This is a genomic window from Microbacterium sp. ZW T6_19, from assembly GCF_044987465.1.
GTDB classification, from domain to species: Bacteria; Actinomycetota; Actinomycetes; order Actinomycetales; family Microbacteriaceae; genus Microbacterium; species Microbacterium natoriense_A.
In genome coordinates this window covers 228,232-249,508 of record NZ_JBJDRH010000007.1, presented here as the reverse complement: position 1 = coordinate 249,508, position 21,277 = coordinate 228,232, and the positions used below count along the sequence as shown (strand labels likewise).

Here is a 21,277-nt window from a genome sequence, read left to right as displayed (position 1 = left end):
CGACAAGAGGTGCCGCATCCTCGATACCCGCCGAACTGAAACTGGCGCCTCTGGTCGGAATCCTGTGTGGATTCCGACCAGAGGCGCCACGTGGGAGCGAAAAGGTCGTCCCCGGACGGGGAGCGAGACGTCTCAGACGGCGGCGAGCTCCTGCGCGCGGGTGCGGATCGAGCGGTTCACGCCCGACACGATCGCCTTGAGCGAGGCGGTCGAGATGTCTCCGTCGACGCCGACGCCCCACAGGCGCTGGTCGCCGACCTGCAGCTCGACATAGGCGGCCGCCTGCGCGTCGCCTCCCGCGCTGAGGGCGTGCTCCACGTAGTCGTACACGGTGATGTCGAAGCCCTGCTCACGGAGCACCTCGACGAACGCCGCGACGGGTCCGTTCCCGGAACCCGCGACCGTCAGCTGCTGCTCGTCGTCGCGCAGCACGACGTCGAGGATCACCTCGCCCGACATGTCGCTGCGCGTTTGCGTGGCCAGCAGCTCGAAGCGGCCCCACTTCGCCGCCGAGTCGTCGGCCGGCAGGTACTCGTCGGAGAAGATCGACCAGATCTGCTCGCTCGTCAGCTCGCCGCCCTCGGCATCCGTCTTCGCCTGGACGACCCCGGAGAACTCGATCTGCAGCTTGCGGGGCAGGTCGATCGCGTGGTCTGCCTTCAACAGGTACGCGACACCGCCCTTGCCAGACTGCGAGTTGACGCGGATGACGGCCTCGTAGGAACGTCCGAGATCCTTCGGGTCGATCGGCAGATACGGCACCGCCCACTCGATCTCGTCGACCGTGACGCTCTCGGCCTCGGCCGTCGCCGCCATCGCCTCGAAGCCCTTCTTGATCGCGTCCTGGTGCGAGCCGCTGAACGCGGTGAACACCAGGTCGCCCGCCCAGGGGCTGCGCTCGGGAACCGGCAGCTGGTTGCAGTACTCGACCGTGCGCTTGACCTGGTCGATGTCGCTGAAGTCGATCTGCGGATCGATGCCCTGCGTGAACAGGTTGATGCCCAGCGCGACGAGGTCGACGTTTCCGGTGCGCTCGCCGTTGCCGAACAGGCATCCCTCGATGCGATCGGCTCCGGCCATGTAGCCGAGCTCGGCCGCGGCGATCGCGGTGCCGCGGTCGTTGTGCGGATGCAGCGACAGGATGACGTTCTCACGATGGGCGAGGTTGCGGCTCATCCATTCGATCGAATCGGCGTACACGTTGGGCGTGGCCATCTCGACGGTCGCGGGCAGGTTGATGATGACCTTGCGGTCGGGCGTGGGCTCGAAGATCTCGATGACCTGGTTGCAGACCTCGACCGCGAACTCCAGCTCGGTGCCCGTGTAGCTCTCGGGCGAGTACTCGTAGTACACCTGCGTGTCGGGAATCGTCTTCTCGAACTTCCGGCACAGTCGAGCACCTTCGAGTGCGATGTCGACGATTCCCTGCTTGTCGGTGCGGAACACGACCTCGCGCTGCAGCACGCTGGTGGAGTTGTACAGGTGCACGATCGCTTGCTTGGCTCCGGCGATCGACTCGTATGTGCGCTCGATCAGGTGCTCCCGCGCCTGGGTCAGCACCTGGATCGTGACGTCGTCCGGGATCAGGTTCTCTTCGATGAGCTGACGGACGAAATCGAAGTCGGTCTGGCTCGCCGAGGGGAAGCCGACCTCGATCTCCTTGTACCCCATGCCGACGAGCAACTCGAACATCACTCGCTTGCGCTCGGGCGACATCGGGTCGATGAGAGCCTGATTGCCGTCACGGAGATCGACGGCGCACCACCTGGGCGCCTGCGTGATGCGGGCGTCCGGCCAGGTGCGGTCGGGGAGTTCGACGGCGAGCTGCTCGTGGTAGGGCCGGTACTTGTGAATCGGCATCGACGACGGGCGCTGATTGTTCTTCATGATGGGGCTTCTTCTCTTCGTCAGATTGAACGGGCCAACACAAGCGCCGCGACGAGGAAGGCCCTAGTTATCAGGACTCGTCGCGGCAGCTAAGAAGAAGCAGACCGCCGAAAGGCATGCCGCCATGCTAGCAGGTCGATCCCGCTGAGACGATCGGACCTCCGCCGACACTGACAGGTATGAGCACCCCTCGCACCCGCGCCATCGTCGGCGTCGCATCCGCCCTCGCGCTTCTCGCGCTCACCGCCTGCAGCACCTCGCCGGGAAGCTCGCCTGCACCGACCAGTGTGTCGCTCGTGACGGCGCCCGCACCCGACGGGCGGGTGATCGCGACGGGCACCGTGATCGATGGCGGCGGCCATGTGCAGCTCTGTCTGGGGGCGGTCGCCGAATCCCACCCTCCGCAGTGCTCGGGTGTCCCGCTCGAGGGCTGGACCTGGGAGGGCGTCGACGGCAGTGAGACGGCCGACACCACGACCTGGGGAACCTACGCCGTCTACGGCATCTTCGACGGCGAGAAGGTCGCCGTGACAGATCCGCCGATCATGCTCGCCCTGTACGACCCGATTCGACCGGAGGATCCTACGGGAGGCGAGGTCGGCACGACGGCGGATGCCGAACTCGCTCGCATACAGGACGACGTCACCGAGCGACTCGGCGCGGAGGCGACCGAGGTCCGGACCGAGCGGGGCTACGTCTGGGTGGAGGTCCCGTGGGATGACGGCACCCTGCAGGACTCCGTGAATGCGCTCTACGGCGACGGCGTGGTGATCGTCTCTTCGGCCTTCAGAGAGGTCGACTGACACAGCGGGGCACAGGTATCAGAGGACGCAGCGGAGATTCGTCGTCGTGCCGTAGATGTTGGCCCATCCGCCGACGTACGCCGTGGCGAGCACCGTCGTCCCGTTGCGGGCCTGTGTGTACCCGGAGGAGCGCGCATGCGCGAGCGAGCGCGCACTGAACGAAGAGGGGACAGAGTGGATTCCGCACGTGCTGAACGCGAGCATCGTGCCGCCGAGGGAGTATCCCGCGAACAGGCAGACCCCGCCGCTCGGGCACGGGCCCACCGACGACGCCGAGAACGAGCGCGGCGAACCGGTCGGAACGACGAGTTCCATGTGGAGCGCCGGCCAGACGGCATGATGTCCGTCGATGAGCACGCCGCCGGGAACCTCCTCCAGCATCTGTGCGACCTCCGGCGCGACGTCGACGCGTCCGTCATCGACCGCATCGGCCGGCGACACAGCCGTGATCGCCAGCAGCACACCCGTCGCGATCGCGATCAGCGACCGGACCGCCGTCACTTCGCGACCTCCTCCGGCACGTCGAACAGACGGTAGGCGATGACCGCCCCAGCTGGAAGCACGTCGTCTTCGAGGATGTTGGTCCGCTCGAAGCCGACGATGCGGCCGGAGTCGGCCGAGAGCAGCACGACATCGCTCGCCGCGCCATCCGCAGACGTCACGCGCAGACCGGCGACGTCGCGGCCGAGCCGGTCGACGGTCGTACCGAGAGAAGTAGCGCCCTCCGTGTCGTCGAGGATCGCGAGTATCTGCGACTCCTGCTCGTTGGTCAGCGTCCATTGCTCGAGCAGTGCCGAAGCCGCCATCAGCACGTCGTAGGAAGTCGGATCGGCAGGCATCCCGAACGCGACGAGGGCCGCCGCGATGTCCTCGCGCGCCGCTCCGGGGGGCGCGGCCACGGGGCTCGCGAACTCGCCGGGAGCCATCTTCAGGTCCATCGATACGCGACCGCTGCTGGTGACTTCCGCCGACACGTTCGCCGACGCATCGGAAGGGTCATAGGGGGCGCCGTCGATGACCGTCACCCGACCGGACTGATCGGCGTCCCACTGCAGCGTGACCAGCTGCGGAACCACCACTGAGGTGCCGTAGTCGGCGTCGATGTTGAACGACCACGTCGCCGAGCGCACGAACCTCACCGGCTCGACGGGTCCTGGCCCCCGGGCGAGAGCAGCCTGTGCATCTTCGATCGTCTCCGCGACCGTGCTCGCGCCCGAGAAATCGAGAGGCTGAGGAGAGCCGGCCACTGCGGCGCTCGTCGGCACGAGCACGTTGACGCCGATGACTGTGGCGGTGACAGCGGCTGCAAGGCCGGCGAGAACACCGATCACGCGGTTGCGCTTCCGGTGCGGGTGCGGGTCGGTGGCCATGATCCGCTCGAGCATCGCGAGGGCCTCAGCGTCCGGCTTCGCGTCGATCGGCGTGCGAGCCGGTGCGGCCTCGACCAGCAGCCGATCCAGCTCCTCGTCAGTGATCTTCGGCATCAGTTGCCCCCTCCAGGCCCAGCCCCCGGCGCAGCTTCTCGTGTGCGCGACGATGAATCCGATCCGCACAGGCACGGGAAACACCCATCGACCCGGCGATATCCCCCACCGCGAGTCCGTCCCAGTACGTGAGCATGATGATACGCCGTTCGCGCACGTTGAGACCAGAGAGAGCTCTCAGGACTTCAGCGTGATCTGCGGATGCCCCGCTCTCCGCGTCCTCGTTCGAGAGGCCGGCATGCACGGCCGCGGTCACCGCGCGGCGGTCGGCCACTCGATTCCATCGCCGGCGCAGAGACCGATCGGCGAACTTCAGCAACCAGGCGCGATCGTACGGTCGGTGCGGTTTCAGTCGCGACCACGCGCTGAAGAAGACCTCTGAGACGATCTCGGTCACCTCGGCATCGTCGTCGACCACGCATTCGACGTGATGTCTGACGGCAGCCCAGTTCTCATCGAACACACGGGAGAAGACCTCGTTGCGCAGCGAGTTCGGGTCTTCGCTGCTCGCCTTCATGAGGGCGGCAGCGGCGGCCTCGCCGCCTGGTGACGGAGCGCGCCCATGTCAGAATCCGAGTCGGCCGAGCTGCTTCGGATCGCGCTGCCACTCCTTGGCGACCTTGACGTGCAGTCCGAGGAACACACGGGTGCCGAGCAGTCCTTCGATCTCGCCGCGAGCCTTCGCCCCGACATCACGCAGGCGCGAGCCCTTGTGACCGATGATGATGGCCTTCTGGCTGTCGCGTTCGACCACGATCGACGCGTGCACGTCGGTCAGATCGCTTCCCTCACGGGGAGCGATGTCGTCGACGACCACGGCGATCGAGTGCGGAAGCTCGTCGCGCACTCCGTCGAGGGCGGCCTCGCGGATGATCTCCGCGATGCGGTCCTCTTCTGTCTCGTCGGTCGTGATCCCCTCGGGGTAGAGAGCGGGGCCGGTCGGCATGAGCGCCAGCACCTCGTCGGACAGCACCTCGAGCTGGTCACGCGTGAGCGCCGACAGTGGGATGACGGCGGCCCAGTCCTCGCGCAGCGAATCGACCTCCATCAGCCGTTCCGTGATCTCATCGCGGCTCGCGGCATCCGTCTTGGTCACGATCGCGATCTTCTTCGCCCGCGGATACCCGTCGAGCGATGCGGCGATGCGGCGATCGCCGGGGCCTACCTTTTCGGTCGCGGGCACGCAGAAGCCGATCACGTCGACATCGCCGAGAACCTGCTCGACGAGATCGTTCAGCCGCTCGCCGAGCAGCGTACGAGGTTTGTGGATGCCGGGCGTGTCGACGATCACGAGCTGACCCTCGGGCCGGTTCACGATGCCGCGGATCGCCCGCCTGGTCGTCTGCGGCTTGTCGCTGATGATCGCGATCTTCTCGCCGACCAGCGCGTTCGTCAGGGTGGACTTGCCCACGTTCGGGCGTCCGACGAAGGTCACGAAGCCGCTTCTGGCCTGCTCAGTCATCGTCTGCTTCTCCTTCATCGGGCGCTCCGGGCGCCCTCTCCACGAACACGGTCGCGATTCCACGGCCGCGCCCTCTCGACGCCCCGCCCGTGAGCAGGAGGCCGTCGACGACCGCCGTGGCTCCCGGTTGCGGAACCTGTCCGAGCGTCTTGCCCAGCAGTCCGCCGATCGAGTCGACGTCCTCGTCTTCGAGTTCGAGTCCGAACAGATCGCCGACATCCTCCAGCGGAAGACGGGCGCTCACGCGGTACCTGCCCTCGCCGAGATCGACGACTTCCGCCGACACCTGATCGTACTCGTCCGCGATCTCACCGACGAGCTCCTCGATCAGATCCTCCAGGGTGACGAGGCCCGAGATGCCGCCGTGCTCATCGATCACGAGGCACACGTGCACGGCATCGCGCTTCATCTGCTGCAAGAGGGTCTCGGCGCGCATCGACTCGGGGACGAAGGTGGCGGGGCGTGATATCGGCCGGATCGATGCGGCGCGCCAGGCGCTCTCGTCGCGGAAGGCGAACTGCACCAGATCCTTGAGATAGAGAACGCCCACGACATCGTCGGCCTCATCATCGACGACGGGCATCCGAGACACACCCCGGTTCAGGAACAGCGCCATCGCTTCGCTCGTCGTCGCCGTGGCGTCGACCGCGACCATCTCGGTGCGCGGCACCATCACCGCGCGCACGAACTGATCCGTGAAATCGAACACCGAATGGATGAGATCCCGATCGTCCTCTTCGATGAGGGCGTTCGACGCCGCCTCGTCGACCATGCTCAGCAGCTGCTCCTCGGAGCTGAAGGTGCTGCGTCCGGCGCCCGGCGTCACCCGGTTGCCGAGCACGACCAGACCCTGCGCAAGCGGGCCGAGGATGATCCGCACTCCGCGCACGACAGGTGCGCAAGCGCGCAGCATCCGATCCGCATGATGACGACCGAAGGTGCGCGGGCTGGCGCCGACGAGCACGAAGGTGATGCCGGTCATGAGGACGGCGGCGGCGAGCATCGCCCACCAGATGTTCTCGAAGAGGTTCGAGAATGCGACGGTGACCAGCACGGCGGCCGTCGTCTCTGACAGCACGCGGATGAAGGCGACCGCGTTCACGTGGGCTTCAGGATCGGCGGCGATGCGCGCCAGCTGATGCGCGTTGCGCCCCTCGGATCCCATCTCCTCCAGGTCGGCGCGCGACCTCACCCCGAACGCGGCGTCGATCGCCGCCATCAGACCGCCGAAGGCGACCAGCAGCACGGCGCCGATCAGGAGGAAGGCGACGGTCATCGTCGGCGTTCAGCCGCAGCGAACCCCTGGATGAGTTCCTTCTGCAGACCGAACATCTCACGCTCCTCGTCGGGTTCGGCGTGATCGAAGCCGAGCAGGTGCAGCAGTCCGTGGGTCGTGAGCAGGATCAGCTCGTCCATCAGCGTGTGGCCCGCGGCCTGCGCCTGTGTCTCGGCGACCTGCGGGCACAGCACGATGTCGCCGAGCAGACCGGGGGCCGTCGGACGGTCCTCCGTACCCGGGCGCAGCTCGTCCATCGGGAAGCTCAGGACATCGGTCGGGCCCGGCTCGTCCATCCACTGCACGTGCAGGGCTTCCATCGCGCCCTCGTCGACGAGCACGATCGCCACTTCGGCGTCGGGGCTGACGTGCAGCTGGGCGAGGTTGAAGTCGGTCAGCCGCTGCAGCACGGTCTCGTCGACATCGATCGCCGACTCGTTGTTGATCTCGATCATGAGAGTCCTCGTTTCGGCATCCGGTCTCTGGGGCCGGGGCGCTGTGCGCCCCGGCGATCGGCGCGGTTGGCGAACTCGGCCGCCTGCTCGCGCTCGAAGCGCTGCGCCGTGCGCTTCTCGTCGTACTCGCTGTACGCGTCGACGATGCGTCCGACGAGCGAATGACGCACGACGTCCTCACTCGTCAGCCGGGAGAAGTGGATGTCGTCGATGTCGTTCAGCACGCGGGTCACCAGGCGGAGCCCGGAGGATCCCTGGGGCAGGTCGACCTGGGTGATGTCGCCGGTGACGACCATCTTCGTGCCGAAGCCCAGACGGGTGAGGAACATCTTCATCTGCTCGGGCGTGGTGTTCTGCGCCTCGTCGAGCACGACGAAGGAGTCGTTCAGCGTGCGCCCGCGCATGTAGGCGAGGGGGGCGACCTCGATCGTCCCCGTGGCCATCAGCCGCGGCACGATCTCGGGATCCATCATCTCGTTGAGCGCGTCGTACAGCGGCCGCAGGTAGGGATCGATCTTGTCGGTCAGCGTGCCGGGGAGGAATCCGAGTCGCTCGCCCGCCTCGACGGCGGGACGCGTGAGGATGATGCGCGTGACCTCTTTGCGCTGCAGCGCCTGCACGGCCTTCGCCATGGCGAGGTACGTCTTGCCGGTGCCGGCGGGGCCGATCCCGAACACGATCGTGTTCTCCTCGATCGCGTCGACGTACTCCTTCTGACCCGGGGTCTTCGGTCGGATCACCTTGCCCCGCGTGGACAGGATCGCCTCGCCGAGCACTTCGCTCGGCCGGGGGCCGCCGTCTCTACGCAGCATCTGCGCCGAGCTCGTGACATCGCTGGGCGCCAGGTCGTGCCCGTTCCTGGTCATGGTGAGCAGCTCGTCGACCAGTCGTCGGGCCGCGGCGACCGCTGCCGCCTCGCCCGTCAAGGTGATCTCGTTGCCACGTACGAGCACCTGCACGTCGGGATGCTCCTTCTCGAGCATCCGCAGCAGCCGATCCTGCGGACCGAGCAGCTGGACCATGGCCACGCCGTCGGCGTAGATCCGTTCAGTGGTGTCGTCAGAAGCCAACGAGCTTGTTCTCCTCGAAGTTGCCGAGCACATGGGCGTGCACGTGGAAGACGGACTGGGCGGCACTGGCGCCCTTGTTGAAGATCAGCCGGTACTCGCCGTTGGCGTGCTCGTCGGCCAGTCGCTGGGCGACCGTCACCATCTCGGCGAGCAGTTCGGGGTCACCGGCTGCGAGCTCGGTGACATCTCGATAGTCCTCTGTCTTCGGAATGATCAGGACGTGCAGCGGAGCCTGCGGGTTGATGTCGCGGATCGCGAAGATGCGCTCGGTCTCCAGCAGGATCTCGCCGGGGATGTCGCCGGTGAGTATGCGCGTGAAGATCGAAGGCTCGCTCATGGTCCCAGTCTAGTGAGCGCAGCTCACCAGCGGCCGAGCAGCGCGGACAGCACGGCGATCGCCGCCGGACCCGCAGTCGAGGTGCGCAGCACGGTGTCGCCGAGCAGCACACGCTCGGCACCGGCATCCGCGAGCCGATCGAGCTCCTCCGGGGCGATGCCGCCCTCCGGGCCCACCACGAGCACCAGGTCGCGCCCGTCCGGTTCGAGTTCCGAGAGGCGGACGGATGCCGTCGGATCGAGCAGCAGCACTCGGTGCGTCTCGGTCCGCTCCATGAGCTGGGCGGTGGAGACGGGCGGAGTCACTTCCGGCACCCAGGCCCGATGCGCCTGCTTCGCGGCCTCGCGCACGATCGTCGCCCAGCGCTCGCGACCCTTCGCCGCCTTCGGCCCTTCCCAGCGCGACACGCTGCGCGCCGCCTGCCAGGGCACGATCTCGTCGATGCCGAGCTCGCACGCGGCCTGCACCGCCAGTTCGTCGCGATCGCCTTTCGCCAGGGCCTGCGCGAGCACGAGACGCGGCTCCGGCATCGCGTGCACGACACGCTGCGCGATGCGCACGTCCACGCGGGACGGTGCGACCTCCTCGGCGACACCCGTGAGCCAGACTCCTCGCCCGTCTCCCACGGTGACGGCTTCTCCGACCCGCAGACGCCTGACCACGGCGGCGTGCTTGGCCTCGGCGCCTGTCAGCGACACGATGTCGCCGGCATCGGAGTCGGTCGACGACTCGACCAGGAAGTGCAGCGTCATCGTCAGTGCGAACGGAAGCGGTCGCGGAGCTTCGAGAACAGCCCCTGCTGGAACTGCGCCAGCTGAGGGGCGGGCGCCTTCGTCTTCTTCGCGAAGTCCTCGATGAGCTTGCGCTGCGCAGCGTCGATCCTGGTCGGCGTGACGACCTGCACACCGACGCGGAGATCGCCGCGCTGCGTGCCGCGCAGGGGGGTGATGCCGCGGCCCTTGATCGTGAGCACGTCGCCGGATTGCACTCCGGAGCGGATCTCGAGGTCGACCTCGCCGTCGAGACCCTGAATCGTGGTCTCGGTGCCGAGGATCGCATCGGTCATCGACACCTCGAGCGTCGCCAGCAGATCGTCGCCGTCGCGGCTGAACGCGGGGTGGGGGTTCACGGTCACCTCGACGTAGAGGTCACCGTTGGGGCCGCCGGCCTTGCCGACCTCGCCGGAGCCCGGGAGCTGCAGCCGCAGCCCCGTCTCGACGCCGGCCGGGATGTCGAGCGACACCGTGCGGCGCGAACGCACACGACCCTGCCCTGCACAGGTGCCGCAGGGGTACGGGATCGTCGTTCCGTAGCCCTCGCAGGAACCGCAGGGCTGGGAGGTGACGACGTTGCCCAGAAGACTCCGAACCTGCCGCTGGACGTGGCCCGAGCCGCCGCAGATGTCGCAGGTGACGGGCGAGGTGCCCTCCTGGCAGCACGATCCCTGACACGTCTCGCAGAGCACTGCCGTGTCGACCTCGATGTCGCGATGAGCGCCGAAGACGACGTCGTCGAGTTCGAGGGTCACGCGCACCAGCGCGTCCTGGCCGCGCTCGCGACGCGATCGCGGCCGGGCGCGTCCGCCGCCCTGTGATGCTCCGAAGAACGTCTCGAAGATGTCGCCGAATCCGCCGAACCCGCCGAAGTTCGCCGAGGCCCCATCACCGCCGCCCATGTCGTAGCGTCGGCGCGAGTCCTCGTCGCTCAGCACGTCATAGGCGTGCGTGACGAGCTTGAACTGCTCTGCCGCGTCATCGCCCGGGTTCACATCGGGGTGCAGCTGACGCGCGAGCCGCCGATAGGCCTTCTTGATCTCATCGAGGGAAGCGTCCCGGGACACCCCGAGAACCTCATAGTGGTCCGCCACGATCGCCTTTCTGCGTGTGTCTTCGTGCGCGCCGCGTCAGCGGCCCGCCTCGTCTTCGTCGAGCATCCGCGACAGATAGCGGGCCACGGCCCGTGCCGCCGCGAGGTTGCTCGGATAGTCCATGCGCGTGGGCCCCATCACGCCGACCCGCGCCGTGCCGCCGGGGGCGGCGTAGTCGCTGGCCACGATCGACGCCTCACCGAGTCCGAACGGCGCGTTCTCGGTGCCGATGCTGGCCGACAGCCCATGGGCATCGGCCTCCATCTCGCTCATCAGTCTCAGGAGCGTCACCTGCTCCTCGATCGCCTCGAGGAGAGGATGGATGCTGCCGCGGAAGTCCTGCCCGCGGCGGGCGAGCGTCGCCGCTCCTGCCATCACCAGCCGCTCCTGACGGAACTCCCCCAGCTCATCGATCACGACGCTCGACAGTGTGCGCAGCACGGCGTCCTTCGTCATGTCGTCGTCGAGGAGCCCTTGCAGACGCTCGGCGGCCTCGCTCACCGCCCGCCCCGTGATCATGGCCGACAGACGCGCGCGCAGCACGGCCAGATCCGACTCGTCCACCATCTCCGGCAACGCCGTGACCCGCTGCGAGACCCCGCCGGCGTCGGTCACCAGAACGATCAGCATGCGGTTCGGAGCGAGCAGCACCAGTTCGAGGTGCGTGACGTGGGCCCGCGCGAAGGAGGGATACTGCGCGAGCGCCACCTGGCCGGTGAGCTGGGTGAGCACACGAACGGTGCGGGCCATCAGGTCGTCGAGATCGGCGGGGTCCGTGAGGAAGGACTCGATCGCGGTACGCTGCGCCACCGTGAGCGGGCGCAGCTGTGCCAGGTGGTTGACGAAGACGCGGTAGCCCTTGTCCGTGGGCACACGCCCGGAGGACGTGTGCGGTGCGGTGATCAGCTCCTCGTCTTCGAGCAGCGCCATGTCGTTGCGGATCGTCGCCGCGGAGACTCCGAAGGAATATCGATTCACGATCGAACGGCTGCCGACGGGTTCGTGCGTCTCGACGTAGTCCTGCACGATCGCCCGGAGCACCTGAAGGCCTCGTTCACTGACCATCGCATCCCTCCCGTCTGGCACTCTGACACCTAGAGTGCCAATCCTAACGCGTACACCTTAGGATGGCGCTCATGCCAGCGCCGTGCACAGTCTCCCTCTCATCCGGCGCGGTCCGGGGAACGGCCGAGGCGGGCATCCGCCGCTTCCTCGGCATCCCGTACGCGGCCGCGCCGTTCGGCGACAACCGATTCCGCGCGCCTCAACCCGTGCAGTCGTGGAAGGACGAACGGGACGCCACGGCATTCGGGGCGACCTCGCCGCAGCTCCCCTACCCCGGCGCGATCGGCGAGCTGCTCGGGTCCGTGCGCATCGAAGGCGACGAGATCCTCACCGCGAACGTGTGGGCGCCGACCGATGCGTCGGCTGCTCCGGTGCTGCTGTGGATCCACGGCGGCGCGCTGGAGCGGGGCGCATCCGCCATCCCGCTGTACGACGGCGAGGCGTTCGCGCGCGCCGGCATCGTCTTCGTGTCGATCAACTACCGCCTGGGCTCCGAAGGCTTCTCGGTCCTCGAAGGCGCACCCCGCAACCTCGGGCTGCAGGATGCCGCAGCCGCTCTGGAGTGGGTGCATGCGGAGATCGGCGCCTTCGGCGGTGACCCCGGGCAGATCACCGCGATGGGCGAATCGGCCGGAGGCGCCATCGTGGCGGGCCTGCTCGCACGCCCCTCTTCGCGCGCCCTGATCGCACGCGCGATCATCGAGTCGGGTCCGCTCGAGGCGCAGAGCGCCGGCCGAGCAGGTCGCGTCACCGCGCAATTGGCCAAGCGTCTCGGGATCGCCGCCGACCGCCGTTCCTTCGCCGGCGTCGCACCGGATCAGCTGCTGGAAGCGCGTCGCGACCAGGCCGCCGGCTCGTCGCCTCTCGGTGGAGCCCCAGGCTTCCAGTTCGCGATCGATCCGGAGAGCCTGCCCCATTCGCCGCACGAGGTGCTGGGCGAGATCGACACGCCTCTGCTGATCGGCAGCAACACCGACGAGTACCGACTGTGGTTCGCTCCCGCAGCGCTCGCCGCCATCCGTCCAGTGAAGCTGCTGCTGGCATGCCTGGCCCTGCGCATCCCCCGGCGCGCCGTCGCGGCCTATCGGGCGGAGTTCCCTGGCGCGTCCACCGGGGAGATCTTCGGTCAGCTCGCGACCGACATCATGCTGCGCGCGCCGCTCAGCCGCGTCGCCCGCGCGCGCACGGCTCCGACCCACGTGTACGAGTTCGCGTGGCGGAGCCCTGTGCGCGATCTGCGTGCGGCGCATGCCCTCGAACTCGGCTTCGTCTTCGACCGGCTCGCCGACGAGGAAGCGCAGCGGCTGGCGGGCCCAGATGCTCCTCGCGAGCTCGCGACCGAGATGCACGCGTCGTGGATCTCGTTCGTGAAGACGGGAGACCCCGGCTGGCCCGTGTACGGCCCCGATCGGCTGACACGGCTCTTCGACACCATCAGCACCACGGTCCCCCAGCGGCGGACGACCGCCATGGACCTGCTCCCCTAGTCGGTCAGCTCGCGCACCACGGCGTCTGCGAGAAGTCGACCCCGCAGGGTCAGGCGCACTCTGCCGTGCACCGCGGCTGCCGGGTCGACCAGACCGTCGGCGATCAGCCCGGCGACCCGAGCGCGGTTCGCCGCGGGCAGATCGGCGACCGCGATGCCCTCGGCGAGCCGGCTCAGCAGCAGCACCCGCTCCAGCATCCGAGCCTCGTCATCCGGACGCTCGGTGCCCGCGGCCGGAGACTCGAAAGCGGCGAGACGCTGCGCATAGGCCGCCGGGTGCTTGACGTTCCACCAGCGGAGCCCCGCGACGTGACTGTGGGCGCCCGGCCCGAAACCCCACCAGTCGCTCCCCCGCCAGTAGGCCAGGTTGTGACGGGAACGATTGTCGTGCTGGGTCCCCGAGGTCGTCGAAGGGCGCGCCCAGTTGCTCACCTCGTACCATTCGAAGCCGGCTGCGGCGAGCCGGGAGTCGGCGAGCTCGTACATGTCGGCCTGGAGATCGTCATCGGGCGTCGGCACGTCGCCCCGGCGGATCTGCCGCGCCAGTTTGGTACCGTCTTCGATGATCAGCGCGTAGGCGGAGATGTGGTCGGAGTCGAGCGCGAGCGCCGCGTCCAGCGACCGCTCCCAGTCGCCGAGCGACTCGCCGGGGGCGCCGTAGATCAGATCCACGCTGACGGCGAGACCGGCGTCCTTCGCTGCAGCGACGGCCGTGTCCACGTTCTCAGGACGATGCGTGCGGTCGAGCGCGGCGAGGACGTGCGGGACCGCCGACTGCATGCCCACCGACAACCGCGTCACGCCGGCATCCGCCAGGGTGCGGACCACCTCGGGGGTCACCGTGTCGGGGTTCGCCTCGACGGTCACCTCGGCCCCGTCGACGAGGCCGAAGGCGGATGCCGCAGCATCCAGCATCCGCGCCAGATCGCCGGCGGGCAGCAGCGTGGGCGTGCCGCCGCCGAAGAAGACCGTGTCCATCGGTCGCAGGGCGCCGACATCGGCGAGCACACGCTCCGCGATCGCGATCTCGGAGATCAGAGTGGACGCGTAGTCCTCCTGCTTCGCCCCGCGCAGTTCACCTGACGTGTAGGTGTTGAAGTCGCAGTATCCGCAGCGCACCCGGCAGAAGGGCACGTGCAGATAGGCCGAGAACGGCACGGCAGGATCGATCGGAAGATCCGACGGCAGTCTGCCGTCTGCGGGGGCCGGATCGCCGAGAGGGAGCGGGCCCGCCATCACACGGGGGTCGCGTACAGCGGCGAGATCGCCCGCAGGTAGCGGGCGAACAGCTCCTTGCGACGCCGCCTCACCAGAGCGGGCAGCAGCCGGTACAGCAAGGAGTTCGGGGCGTCGAACGCGCGGACGGTGAACCACACCTCGTCGTTGTCCTCGCGCCAGTCGATGTCGAAGGACTCCTCGCCGCTGACCACCGATCCTCCGACGGTTCCCAGGACGAAGCCGATCCGCCGCTTCTCCTCCGTGACCGAGATCACGCGCAGTTCGGCGTCGGCCCGCATGCCGGAGACGTGGCCGTGCAGCTTCAGGGTCATGCCGGGCCCGACGAACGGAGTGCCCTCGGCGTCGAAGCGCTGCTCCACGTCTCGACGGCTCGGAGCGATCGGGTTGCCCTCGGCGTCGAAGCTCACCCCCGCATACGCGGGACCGGATGCCGGGCGCACGTCTTCGATGCTGAGCCCCGCCGCGCGCTGCGCCGTCCACGACAGCAACGACTCACCGGCCGTCTGGAACCGCTCAGCCCCGCTGCCGATCCGCCACGACTGCTCTGCAGGGATGCTGCGCTCGGGCGGATACTGCATCAGATCAGGGGCATGGGTTGCACCCACGGCCGCATAGTCCACCGTGTCGTCTCGGAAAGTCCCGCGCCGCATGATCTCCACCCTACTTCGGCTTTCCTGAGCGATCACCCCCACGCGCCGCCCTTCGATGAGCTCGGGGACCCGGGGTGGCTCGCCTACTTCTTGTCCTTGCCCTCGACGTCTCCGGAGAGAGCGGCGATGAACGCCTCCTGGGGGACCTCGACGCGGCCGACCATCTTCATGCGCTTCTTGCCCTCCTTCTGCTTCTCGAGGAGTTTGCGCTTTCGGGTGATGTCACCGCCGTAGCACTTGGCGAGCACGTCCTTGCGGATCGCACGGATGGTCTCGCGCGCGATGATGCGCGCGCCGATCGCGGCCTGGATCGGCACCTCGAACTGCTGGCGGGGAATGAGCTTGCGCAGCCGCTCGGCCATCATCGTGCCGTAGGCGTACGCCTTGTCACGGTGGACGATCGAGCTGAACGCGTCGACCTTCTCGCCCTGCAGCAGGATGTCGACCTTGACCAGGTCGGCCTCCTGCTGACCCGAGGGCTCGTAATCGAGCGAGGCGTAGCCCTGCGTCTTCGACTTCAGCTGATCGAAGAAGTCGAACACGATCTCACCGAGCGGCATGTTGTAGCGCAGCTCGACGCGCTCCTCGGAGAAGTACTCCATGCCCAGGAGGGTGCCTCGGCGCGACTGGCACAGCTCCATCACGGTGCCGACGTAGTCCTTCGGCAGGAGGATCGCCGTCTTGACCATCGGCTCCGAGACCGAGCCGATGCGCCCGTCCGGGTACTCGCTCGGGTTCGTGACGGTGACGGTCTCGCCCGTGTCGCTCGTGAGCACCTCGTAGATCACGCTGGGGGCGGTGGTGATGAGGTCGAGGCCGAACTCGCGCGAGAGGCGCTCGGTGATGATCTCGAGGTGCAGCAGTCCGAGGAAGCCGCAGCGGAATCCGAAACCGAGAGCAACCGACGTCTCCGGCTCGTACTGCAGCGAGGCGTCGGAGAGCTTGAGCTTGTCGAGCGCCTCGCGGAGCTCGGCGTAGTCGCTGCCGTCGATCGGGTAGATGCCCGAGAAGACCATGGGTTTGGGATCGGTGTATCCGGCCAGCGCGACGGATGCCGGCTTGCGAGCGGTGGTGACCGTGTCGCCGACCTTCGACAGGCGCACGTCCTTCACGCCCGTGATCAGGTAGCCCACCTCCCCGACACCGAGGCCCTTGCTCGGAATCGGCTCAGGGCTGGACACGCCGATCTCGATGAGCTCGTGGTTCGCTCCGGTCGACATCATCTGGATGCGCTCGCGCGGCGACAGCGAGCCGTCGATCATGCGCACATAGGTCACCACGCCGCGATAGGCGTCGTACACCGAGTCGAAGATCATCGCGCGGGCCGGAGCATCCGCATCGCCCTTCGGCGCCGGGATCTCCTGCACCAGCCGGTCGAGGAGCTCCTCGACTCCGACTCCGGTCTTGCCCGAGACGCGCAGCACGTCCTCGGGCTTCCCGCCGATCAGGGATGCCAGCTCCTTGGCGTACTTCTCGGGGTCGGCGGCAGGCAGATCGATCTTGTTCAGCACCGGGATGATGTGCAGATCGTTCTCGAGCGCGAGATAGAGGTTCGCCAGCGTCTGCGCCTCGATGCCCTGCGCCGCGTCGACGAGGAGGATCGCGCCCTCGCACGCCGCAAGCGACCGCGACACCTCATAGGTGAAGTCGACGTGGCCCGGAGTGTCGATCATGTTGAGGGCGAAGGTCTCACCGTCGATCTGCCACGGCATCCGCACCGCCTGGCTCTTGATCGTGATGCCACGCTCACGCTCGATGTCCATGCGGTCCAGGTACTGGGCGCGCATGTCCCGGTCCGAGACCACCCCCGTGATCTGGAGCATGCGGTCGGCCAGCGTGGACTTGCCGTGATCGATGTGGGCGATGATGCAGAAGTTGCGGATCTGTTCAGCGGGCGTCGCGGCAGGCTGAAGAGGTGTGAGGGCGCGTGGTGACATGTCCCCTCGATTGTACGGTCAGGGGAGGCTAATGCTCGATCAGCCCGATCCGGTGATAGTCTCGCGAAGTTGCCCGGGTGAAGTGCATGACACCGAATCCCGCGGGCGATAGGACTCCGTCACAGACAGCGTGCTGGCGTCATGTCGCGCAGAACGGCCGTTGGTGATTGAATGACTACCCGGCTCAGCGTTGCGTCGGCAGATCCTGGCGAGCGTCTGTAAAAGAGAAAGAATCACACCCTTGATCAAGTATCTCGCGCGCCGAGCTCTCGGCTGGCTGCTCATGATCGTGGTCGCGACGAATCTCACGTATTTCCTTGCGTGGAATTTTCTCGATCCGCGCAGCAATTACGTGGGCCGGCGCCCACCGTTGACCGAAGAGCAGATCGTCAACACCCTCAAGCCGCGCAACCTCAGCGACACCGTCCCGCTCATCGAGCGGTGGTGGACCTGGCTCACGAACATCGTTCTGCACTGGGATTGGGGCGTCAGCCCGACCGGCGGCTCCGTGAACGAGCAGATCGCCTACCGCATGTGGGTCAGCGCTGAGCTGGTCCTCGGGGCGACGATCCTCACGACGATCCTCGGCATCGCACTCGGCGTGTACACCGCATCGCGGCAGTACAAGCTCGCCGACCGCATCGGCCAGGCGACCAGCATCATCACGATGAACATCCCGATCGTGGTCGCCGCGTTCGGCATCGTGCTGCTCGCCATCGGGCTCAACAACGCGACCGGCGTGCGGATCTTCTTCGTCACCGGCAACGCCAGCCGAGACGTCGAGGGGTTCTTCCCCGTACTGATAGACGTGCTGCAGCATCTCACTCTGCCCACGCTCGCACTGGTGCTCATCGGCTATGCCGGCATCCACTTCCTGCAGCGGTCGCTGCTGCTCGACAACATCAGCGCCGACTACGTCCGCACCGCTCGCGCAAAGGGCCTCACCAAGCAGGAGGCGATCCGCAAGCATGCACTGCGCACCTCGCTGATCCCGGTCGCCACCCAGGTCGCCTTCACGATCCCCGCCGTCTTCACGGGGGCCGTCCTCACGGAGACGATCTTCGCGTGGAACGGCATGGGCAAGTACTTCATCGAGACCATCACGAAGAACGACATCCACGGCACGGTCGCGATCGCGGCCTTCGGCGCCGTCCTCACGGCGATCGGTGCGGTCCTCGCCGACATCGCCGTCGTCGTGCTCGACCCGCGCGTGAGAGTGAGCTGACATGACCACCGACATGATCGACCCCACTGTCCACCCGTCGGATGCGCCGGCCATCACGCCGAAGGTCGCCACCAAGCGCCTGTCGAAGTGGACCCTCTACTCCCGCCGGTTCGCCCGCAACAAGGGCGCCATGGCGGGCATGGCCATCTTCGTCCTCCTGGTGCTGTTCGCCATCATCGGTCCGCTGATCGCCCGCTACGACCACACCGCGCTCGACTTCCTGAACCTCAACACGGGCCCGTCGACCGAGCACTGGTTCGGCACCAACAGCGCGGGCAACGACCTGTTCGCGCAAGTGGCGGTCGGTCTGCAGCGCTCGCTGATGATCGCCGTCACGGTATCGGTCGGAACCACCGTCGTGTCGGCGCTGGTCGGCACAGCCGCCGCCTACTTCGGCGGCTGGACCGAGCGGATCGCTCTGCTGGTCATCCACTTCATGATGGTGATCCCGAGCTTCCTCATCCTCGCGATGATCTCGAACAAGGCCGGCGGCGACTGGCGGGTCATCTCGCTGATCATGATCTTCGTGATCGGCTGGTACTTCCCCGCCCGAGTGATCTGGACCATGGCGCTCTCGTTGCGCGAGCGCGAGTACGTCAGCGCCGCTCGCTACATGGGCGTCAGCGGCATGAGGATCGTGCTGCGCCATCTGCTGCCCAACATCGGCTCGCTCCTGGTGATCAACTTCACCCTCGGCGTCGTCAACGCCGTCGTCACCGAGACGGGACTGTCGTTCCTCGGCTTCGGGGTGAAGATCCCCGACGTGTCGCTCGGCGCCCTGATCGGATCCGGTTCGAGTTCGCTCGTCACCGCTCCGTGGCTGTTCTACTTCCCGGCAGCCGCCCTCGTCCTGCTCACTGTGTCGATGGCTCTCATCGCCGACGGTCTGCGCGACGCCCTCGATCCCACGTCTGCAGCGGGAGGCCGCGCATGAGCACCGTACTCTCCGTCCGTGACCTGAAGGTCAGCTTCGCCTCAGAGGCGGGCCGCGTCGACGCCGTCCGGGGCGTCTCGTTCGATCTCGAGGCCGGCAAGACCCTCGGCATCGTCGGCGAGTCCGGCTCGGGCAAGTCCGTCACCTCGCTCGCCATCATGGGCCTGCTCGACGAGAACGCCCGTGTCACCGGCTCGATCGTCTACGACGGCCAGGAGCTGCTCGGCAAGAGCGACAAGCAGATGTCGGTGATCCGCGGCAACGGCATGTCGATGGTCTTCCAGGACCCGCTGACGTCGCTGACTCCCGTCTTCACGATCGGGGAACAGCTGATCGAGGCGCTCACCGTGCACCGCAGCCTCTCCAAGAAGGAGGCGTGGGACCGCTCGGTGGAGCTGCTCAAGCTCGTCGGCATCACTGAGCCGGAGCGGCGCATGAAGTCGTTCCCGCACGAGTTCTCGGGCGGCATGCGTCAGCGCGTCGTTATCGCGATCGCGATGGCGAACAACCCGAAGCTCATCATCTGCGACGAGCCGACGACCGCTCTCGACGTCACGATCCAGGCGCAGATCCTCGACCTGATCGAGAAGGCCCAGGACGAGACAGGGGCAGCGGTCATCATGATCACCCACGACATGGGAGTGGTCGCCCGCACGGCGGACGACGTCATGGTCATGTACGCGGGCAAGCCCGTCGAACACGCGCCCGCGCGCGAGCTGTTCCACCGCACGCGGATGCCGTACTCGATCGGCCTCCTCGGCGCGATCCCCCGGATCGACAAGGCCGAGAAGGAGCCGCTCACTCCGATCAAGGGCAACCCGCCGCTGCTGATCAACCTTCCGGACGCGTGCCCGTTCGCCGACCGCTGCCCGATCGTGAAGGACGCGTGCCGTACGCACGAGCCCGAGCTGCTGCCGGTCTCGACCGGCACTGGCGAGCCCCACCTGGCCGCGTGCATCCGTGCGGATGAGATCGATGACGACGGTCGCCTCGGCGGTCTCCCGATCTACCCGATCCGAGAGGTCCCCGAGAGCGAACTGACCCGGATGCCGCGTGAGGAGCGACCGATCACGCTCGAGGTGAAGAACCTCACGAAGACCTTCCCGCTGCTCAAGGGCGCGTTCCTCAAGCGCAAGGTCGGCGAAGTGCAGGCGATCAAGGGCATCAGCTTCGACGTCCGCGAGGGCGAGACGATGGCGATCGTGGGCGAGTCCGGTTCGGGCAAGACGACGACCCTGCTGCAGATCATGGACATGGTCAAGCAGAAGGACGGCGACATCATCATCGCCGGAACCAGCGTCAACGAACTACACAACCGCAGGATCGAGCGCGAGTTGCGCCGCGACATCCAGATCGTGTTCCAGGATCCGATGGGTGCTCTCGACCCCCGCATGACGGTGGCCGACATCATCGCAGAGCCCATGTCGGCGATCGGCATGCCGAAGGCGGAGATCCACGCACGCGTGGATGAGCTGATGGACCTCGTCGGCCTCAACCCGGCGCACAGCGACCGCTTCCCGCAGGCGTTCTCGGGAGGTCAGCGTCAGCGCATCGGCATCGCCCGCGCCCTGTCGACGAACCCGAAGATCGTCGTGCTCGACGAGCCGGTGTCGGCGCTCGACGTGTCGATCCAGGCCGGCGTGATCAACCTGCTCGACGAGCTGAAGGTGAAACTGGGACTGTCCTACCTGTTCGTCGCCCACGATCTGTCGGTCGTCCGGCACATCGCCGACCGCGTCGCCGTGATGTATCTCGGCGACTTCGTCGAGCACGGCGACGTCGACGAGGTGTTCGACAATCCGCAGCATCCGTACACCAAGGCCCTGCTCTCGGCGATCCCTGTTCCGGATCCGGACATCGAGCGCTCACGTGAGCGGGTCGTGTTCGACCCGGAGACGCAGACGACGCGTCCTGTCACGGCGGCCTGATCGACGCCGTGATGATCGTCTCGGGCATTTGCGCGAGGCGATCATCACGGCCTCCCGCTGTTCCGGATGACGAGCGGATGACGCTCTGGTCACCGTCCGATAACAGTTAGGCGGTATTCACTGCGCGACGCTGTGGCACCCGGACATCGAGAACTAGTCTTCCCTTTATGAA

General features: G+C 67.3%; 20 protein-coding genes. 5 read left to right on the top strand and 15 right to left on the bottom strand.

All coding sequences use genetic code 11. From position 1 onward, the window contains the following. Positions 1 to 132: 132 nt before the first annotated feature. On the bottom strand, positions 133 to 1,887 hold the full coding sequence (gene leuA, locus ACI3KT_RS12890) for a 2-isopropylmalate synthase (protein ID WP_404904632.1): 1,755 nt from the start codon (positions 1,885 to 1,887) through the stop codon (positions 133 to 135). 179 nt (positions 1,888 to 2,066) lie between these two features. Here leuA and ACI3KT_RS12885 point away from each other — a divergent pair, with 179 nt between their 5' ends. Further along, positions 2,067 to 2,690 carry a hypothetical protein gene (locus tag ACI3KT_RS12885; protein WP_404904631.1) on the top strand — a complete coding sequence of 208 codons (624 nt, stop codon included), beginning with the start codon at positions 2,067 to 2,069 and terminating at the stop codon, positions 2,688 to 2,690. An 18-nt stretch (positions 2,691 to 2,708) separates the two neighbouring features. Here ACI3KT_RS12885 and ACI3KT_RS12880 read toward each other — a convergent pair whose 3' ends face one another. The 11 genes from ACI3KT_RS12880 to hrcA are packed head-to-tail and all read right to left on the bottom strand — an operon-like array spanning position 2,709 to position 11,706. Continuing rightward, positions 2,709 to 3,191 carry a hypothetical protein gene (locus ACI3KT_RS12880; protein WP_307297364.1) on the bottom strand — a complete coding sequence of 161 codons (483 nt, stop codon included), beginning with the start codon at positions 3,189 to 3,191 and terminating at the stop codon, positions 2,709 to 2,711. Then, complete coding sequence (locus tag ACI3KT_RS12875) at positions 3,188 to 4,174, bottom strand: hypothetical protein (protein WP_404904629.1); 987 nt, start codon at positions 4,172 to 4,174, stop codon at positions 3,188 to 3,190. Before ACI3KT_RS12875 ends, ACI3KT_RS12880 begins: the two co-directional genes overlap by 4 nt. Then, positions 4,158 to 4,691 carry an RNA polymerase sigma factor gene (locus ACI3KT_RS12870; RefSeq protein WP_404904626.1) on the bottom strand — a complete coding sequence of 178 codons (534 nt, stop codon included), beginning with the start codon at positions 4,689 to 4,691 and terminating at the stop codon, positions 4,158 to 4,160. The genes ACI3KT_RS12875 and ACI3KT_RS12870 overlap by 17 nt, the downstream gene beginning before the upstream one ends. Before the next feature lie 48 nt (positions 4,692 to 4,739). Then, positions 4,740 to 5,636: a GTPase Era gene (gene era, locus ACI3KT_RS12865; protein ID WP_307297372.1), complete on the bottom strand. Its 897-nt coding sequence runs from the start codon at positions 5,634 to 5,636 to the stop codon at positions 4,740 to 4,742. Next, complete coding sequence (locus ACI3KT_RS12860; protein WP_404904625.1) at positions 5,629 to 6,912, bottom strand: hemolysin family protein; 1,284 nt, start codon at positions 6,910 to 6,912, stop codon at positions 5,629 to 5,631. The genes era and ACI3KT_RS12860 overlap by 8 nt, the downstream gene beginning before the upstream one ends. Then, positions 6,909 to 7,367 (bottom strand): rRNA maturation RNase YbeY, encoded by a 459-nt coding sequence (gene ybeY, locus ACI3KT_RS12855; protein ID WP_017202321.1) that lies wholly within the window; start codon positions 7,365 to 7,367, stop codon positions 6,909 to 6,911. Before ybeY ends, ACI3KT_RS12860 begins: the two co-directional genes overlap by 4 nt. Then, the gene (locus ACI3KT_RS12850; RefSeq protein ID WP_292909779.1) at positions 7,364 to 8,389 is read right to left on the bottom strand and encodes a PhoH family protein; all 1,026 of its coding nucleotides are present in this window, start codon (positions 8,387 to 8,389) and stop codon (positions 7,364 to 7,366) included. The genes ybeY and ACI3KT_RS12850 overlap by 4 nt, the downstream gene beginning before the upstream one ends. A gap of 37 nt (positions 8,390 to 8,426) precedes the next feature. Next, on the bottom strand, positions 8,427 to 8,774 hold the full coding sequence (locus ACI3KT_RS12845; protein WP_404904623.1) for an HIT domain-containing protein: 348 nt from the start codon (positions 8,772 to 8,774) through the stop codon (positions 8,427 to 8,429). 23 nt (positions 8,775 to 8,797) lie between these two features. Then, on the bottom strand, positions 8,798 to 9,526 hold the full coding sequence (locus ACI3KT_RS12840; protein WP_307297381.1) for a 16S rRNA (uracil(1498)-N(3))-methyltransferase: 729 nt from the start codon (positions 9,524 to 9,526) through the stop codon (positions 8,798 to 8,800). A 2-nt stretch (positions 9,527 to 9,528) separates the two neighbouring features. Further along, positions 9,529 to 10,641, bottom strand: a complete 1,113-nt coding sequence (dnaJ, locus tag ACI3KT_RS12835) for a molecular chaperone DnaJ (protein ID WP_307297383.1) — start codon at positions 10,639 to 10,641, stop codon at positions 9,529 to 9,531. Between the two features lie 36 nt (positions 10,642 to 10,677). Next, positions 10,678 to 11,706: a heat-inducible transcriptional repressor HrcA gene (gene hrcA, locus ACI3KT_RS12830; RefSeq protein ID WP_404904621.1), complete on the bottom strand. Its 1,029-nt coding sequence runs from the start codon at positions 11,704 to 11,706 to the stop codon at positions 10,678 to 10,680. Positions 11,707 to 11,777: 71 nt separating this feature from the next. On the opposite strand from hrcA, the gene ACI3KT_RS12825 reads away from it, so the two are divergent. Then, a complete protein-coding gene (locus tag ACI3KT_RS12825) occupies positions 11,778 to 13,193 on the top strand; it encodes a carboxylesterase/lipase family protein (RefSeq protein ID WP_404904620.1) in 1,416 nt (471 codons plus the stop codon). Here ACI3KT_RS12825 and hemW read toward each other — a convergent pair. From hemW to lepA, 3 genes are all read right to left on the bottom strand, one after another. Next, positions 13,190 to 14,428 carry a radical SAM family heme chaperone HemW gene (gene hemW / locus ACI3KT_RS12820; protein ID WP_404904618.1) on the bottom strand — a complete coding sequence of 413 codons (1,239 nt, stop codon included), beginning with the start codon at positions 14,426 to 14,428 and terminating at the stop codon, positions 13,190 to 13,192. The genes ACI3KT_RS12825 and hemW overlap by 4 nt on opposite strands. Further along, positions 14,428 to 15,081 carry a DUF1990 family protein gene (locus tag ACI3KT_RS12815; RefSeq protein ID WP_404904616.1) on the bottom strand — a complete coding sequence of 218 codons (654 nt, stop codon included), beginning with the start codon at positions 15,079 to 15,081 and terminating at the stop codon, positions 14,428 to 14,430. Before ACI3KT_RS12815 ends, hemW begins: the two co-directional genes overlap by 1 nt. Positions 15,082 to 15,164: 83 nt before the next feature. Further along, positions 15,165 to 17,018, bottom strand: coding sequence for a translation elongation factor 4 (gene lepA / locus ACI3KT_RS12810; protein ID WP_292904419.1), 1,854 nt, complete (start codon positions 17,016 to 17,018; stop codon positions 15,165 to 15,167). Positions 17,019 to 17,259: 241 nt separating this feature from the next. Here lepA and ACI3KT_RS12805 point away from each other — a divergent pair, with 241 nt between their 5' ends. Genes ACI3KT_RS12805 through ACI3KT_RS12795 form a run of 3 tightly spaced genes read left to right on the top strand, consistent with a single transcriptional unit; the run spans position 17,260 to position 21,105 of the window. Further along, positions 17,260 to 18,243, top strand: a complete 984-nt coding sequence (locus ACI3KT_RS12805; protein ID WP_292904421.1) for an ABC transporter permease — start codon at positions 17,260 to 17,262, stop codon at positions 18,241 to 18,243. Between the two features lies 1 nt (position 18,244). Next, entirely contained in the window at positions 18,245 to 19,177 is a 933-nt protein-coding gene (locus ACI3KT_RS12800; RefSeq protein ID WP_292904423.1) for an ABC transporter permease, read from the top strand. After that, positions 19,174 to 21,105, top strand: a complete 1,932-nt coding sequence (locus ACI3KT_RS12795) for an ABC transporter ATP-binding protein (RefSeq protein ID WP_292904425.1) — start codon at positions 19,174 to 19,176, stop codon at positions 21,103 to 21,105. Before ACI3KT_RS12800 ends, ACI3KT_RS12795 begins: the two co-directional genes overlap by 4 nt. Positions 21,106 to 21,277: the final 172 nt, after the last annotated feature.

Bases quoted from the DNA above. Each gene is read 5' to 3' on its own strand.
- ACI3KT_RS12825 (WP_404904620.1), top strand. From the start codon at position 11,778: ATGCCAGCGCCGTGCACAGTCTCCCTCTCATCCGGCGCGGTCCGGGGA.
- era (WP_307297372.1), bottom strand. From the start codon at position 5,636: ATGACTGAGCAGGCCAGAAGCGGCTTCGTGACCTTCGTCGGACGCCCG.
- ACI3KT_RS12885 (WP_404904631.1), top strand. From the start codon at position 2,067: ATGAGCACCCCTCGCACCCGCGCCATCGTCGGCGTCGCATCCGCCCTC.
- ybeY (WP_017202321.1), bottom strand. From the start codon at position 7,367: ATGATCGAGATCAACAACGAGTCGGCGATCGATGTCGACGAGACCGTG.
- hemW (WP_404904618.1), bottom strand. From the start codon at position 14,428: ATGGCGGGCCCGCTCCCTCTCGGCGATCCGGCCCCCGCAGACGGCAGA.
- ACI3KT_RS12870 (WP_404904626.1), bottom strand. From the start codon at position 4,691: ATGAAGGCGAGCAGCGAAGACCCGAACTCGCTGCGCAACGAGGTCTTC.
- ACI3KT_RS12875 (WP_404904629.1), bottom strand. From the start codon at position 4,174: ATGCCGAAGATCACTGACGAGGAGCTGGATCGGCTGCTGGTCGAGGCC.
- ACI3KT_RS12840 (WP_307297381.1), bottom strand. From the start codon at position 9,526: ATGACGCTGCACTTCCTGGTCGAGTCGTCGACCGACTCCGATGCCGGC.
- ACI3KT_RS12845 (WP_404904623.1), bottom strand. From the start codon at position 8,774: ATGAGCGAGCCTTCGATCTTCACGCGCATACTCACCGGCGACATCCCC.
- ACI3KT_RS12860 (WP_404904625.1), bottom strand. From the start codon at position 6,912: ATGACCGTCGCCTTCCTCCTGATCGGCGCCGTGCTGCTGGTCGCCTTC.
- ACI3KT_RS12850 (WP_292909779.1), bottom strand. From the start codon at position 8,389: ATGGTCCAGCTGCTCGGTCCGCAGGATCGGCTGCTGCGGATGCTCGAG.
- ACI3KT_RS12800 (WP_292904423.1), top strand. From the start codon at position 18,245: ATGACCACCGACATGATCGACCCCACTGTCCACCCGTCGGATGCGCCG.
- hrcA (WP_404904621.1), bottom strand. From the start codon at position 11,706: ATGGTCAGTGAACGAGGCCTTCAGGTGCTCCGGGCGATCGTGCAGGAC.
- leuA (WP_404904632.1), bottom strand. From the start codon at position 1,887: ATGAAGAACAATCAGCGCCCGTCGTCGATGCCGATTCACAAGTACCGG.
- lepA (WP_292904419.1), bottom strand. From the start codon at position 17,018: ATGTCACCACGCGCCCTCACACCTCTTCAGCCTGCCGCGACGCCCGCT.
- ACI3KT_RS12815 (WP_404904616.1), bottom strand. From the start codon at position 15,081: ATGCGGCGCGGGACTTTCCGAGACGACACGGTGGACTATGCGGCCGTG.
- ACI3KT_RS12795 (WP_292904425.1), top strand. From the start codon at position 19,174: ATGAGCACCGTACTCTCCGTCCGTGACCTGAAGGTCAGCTTCGCCTCA.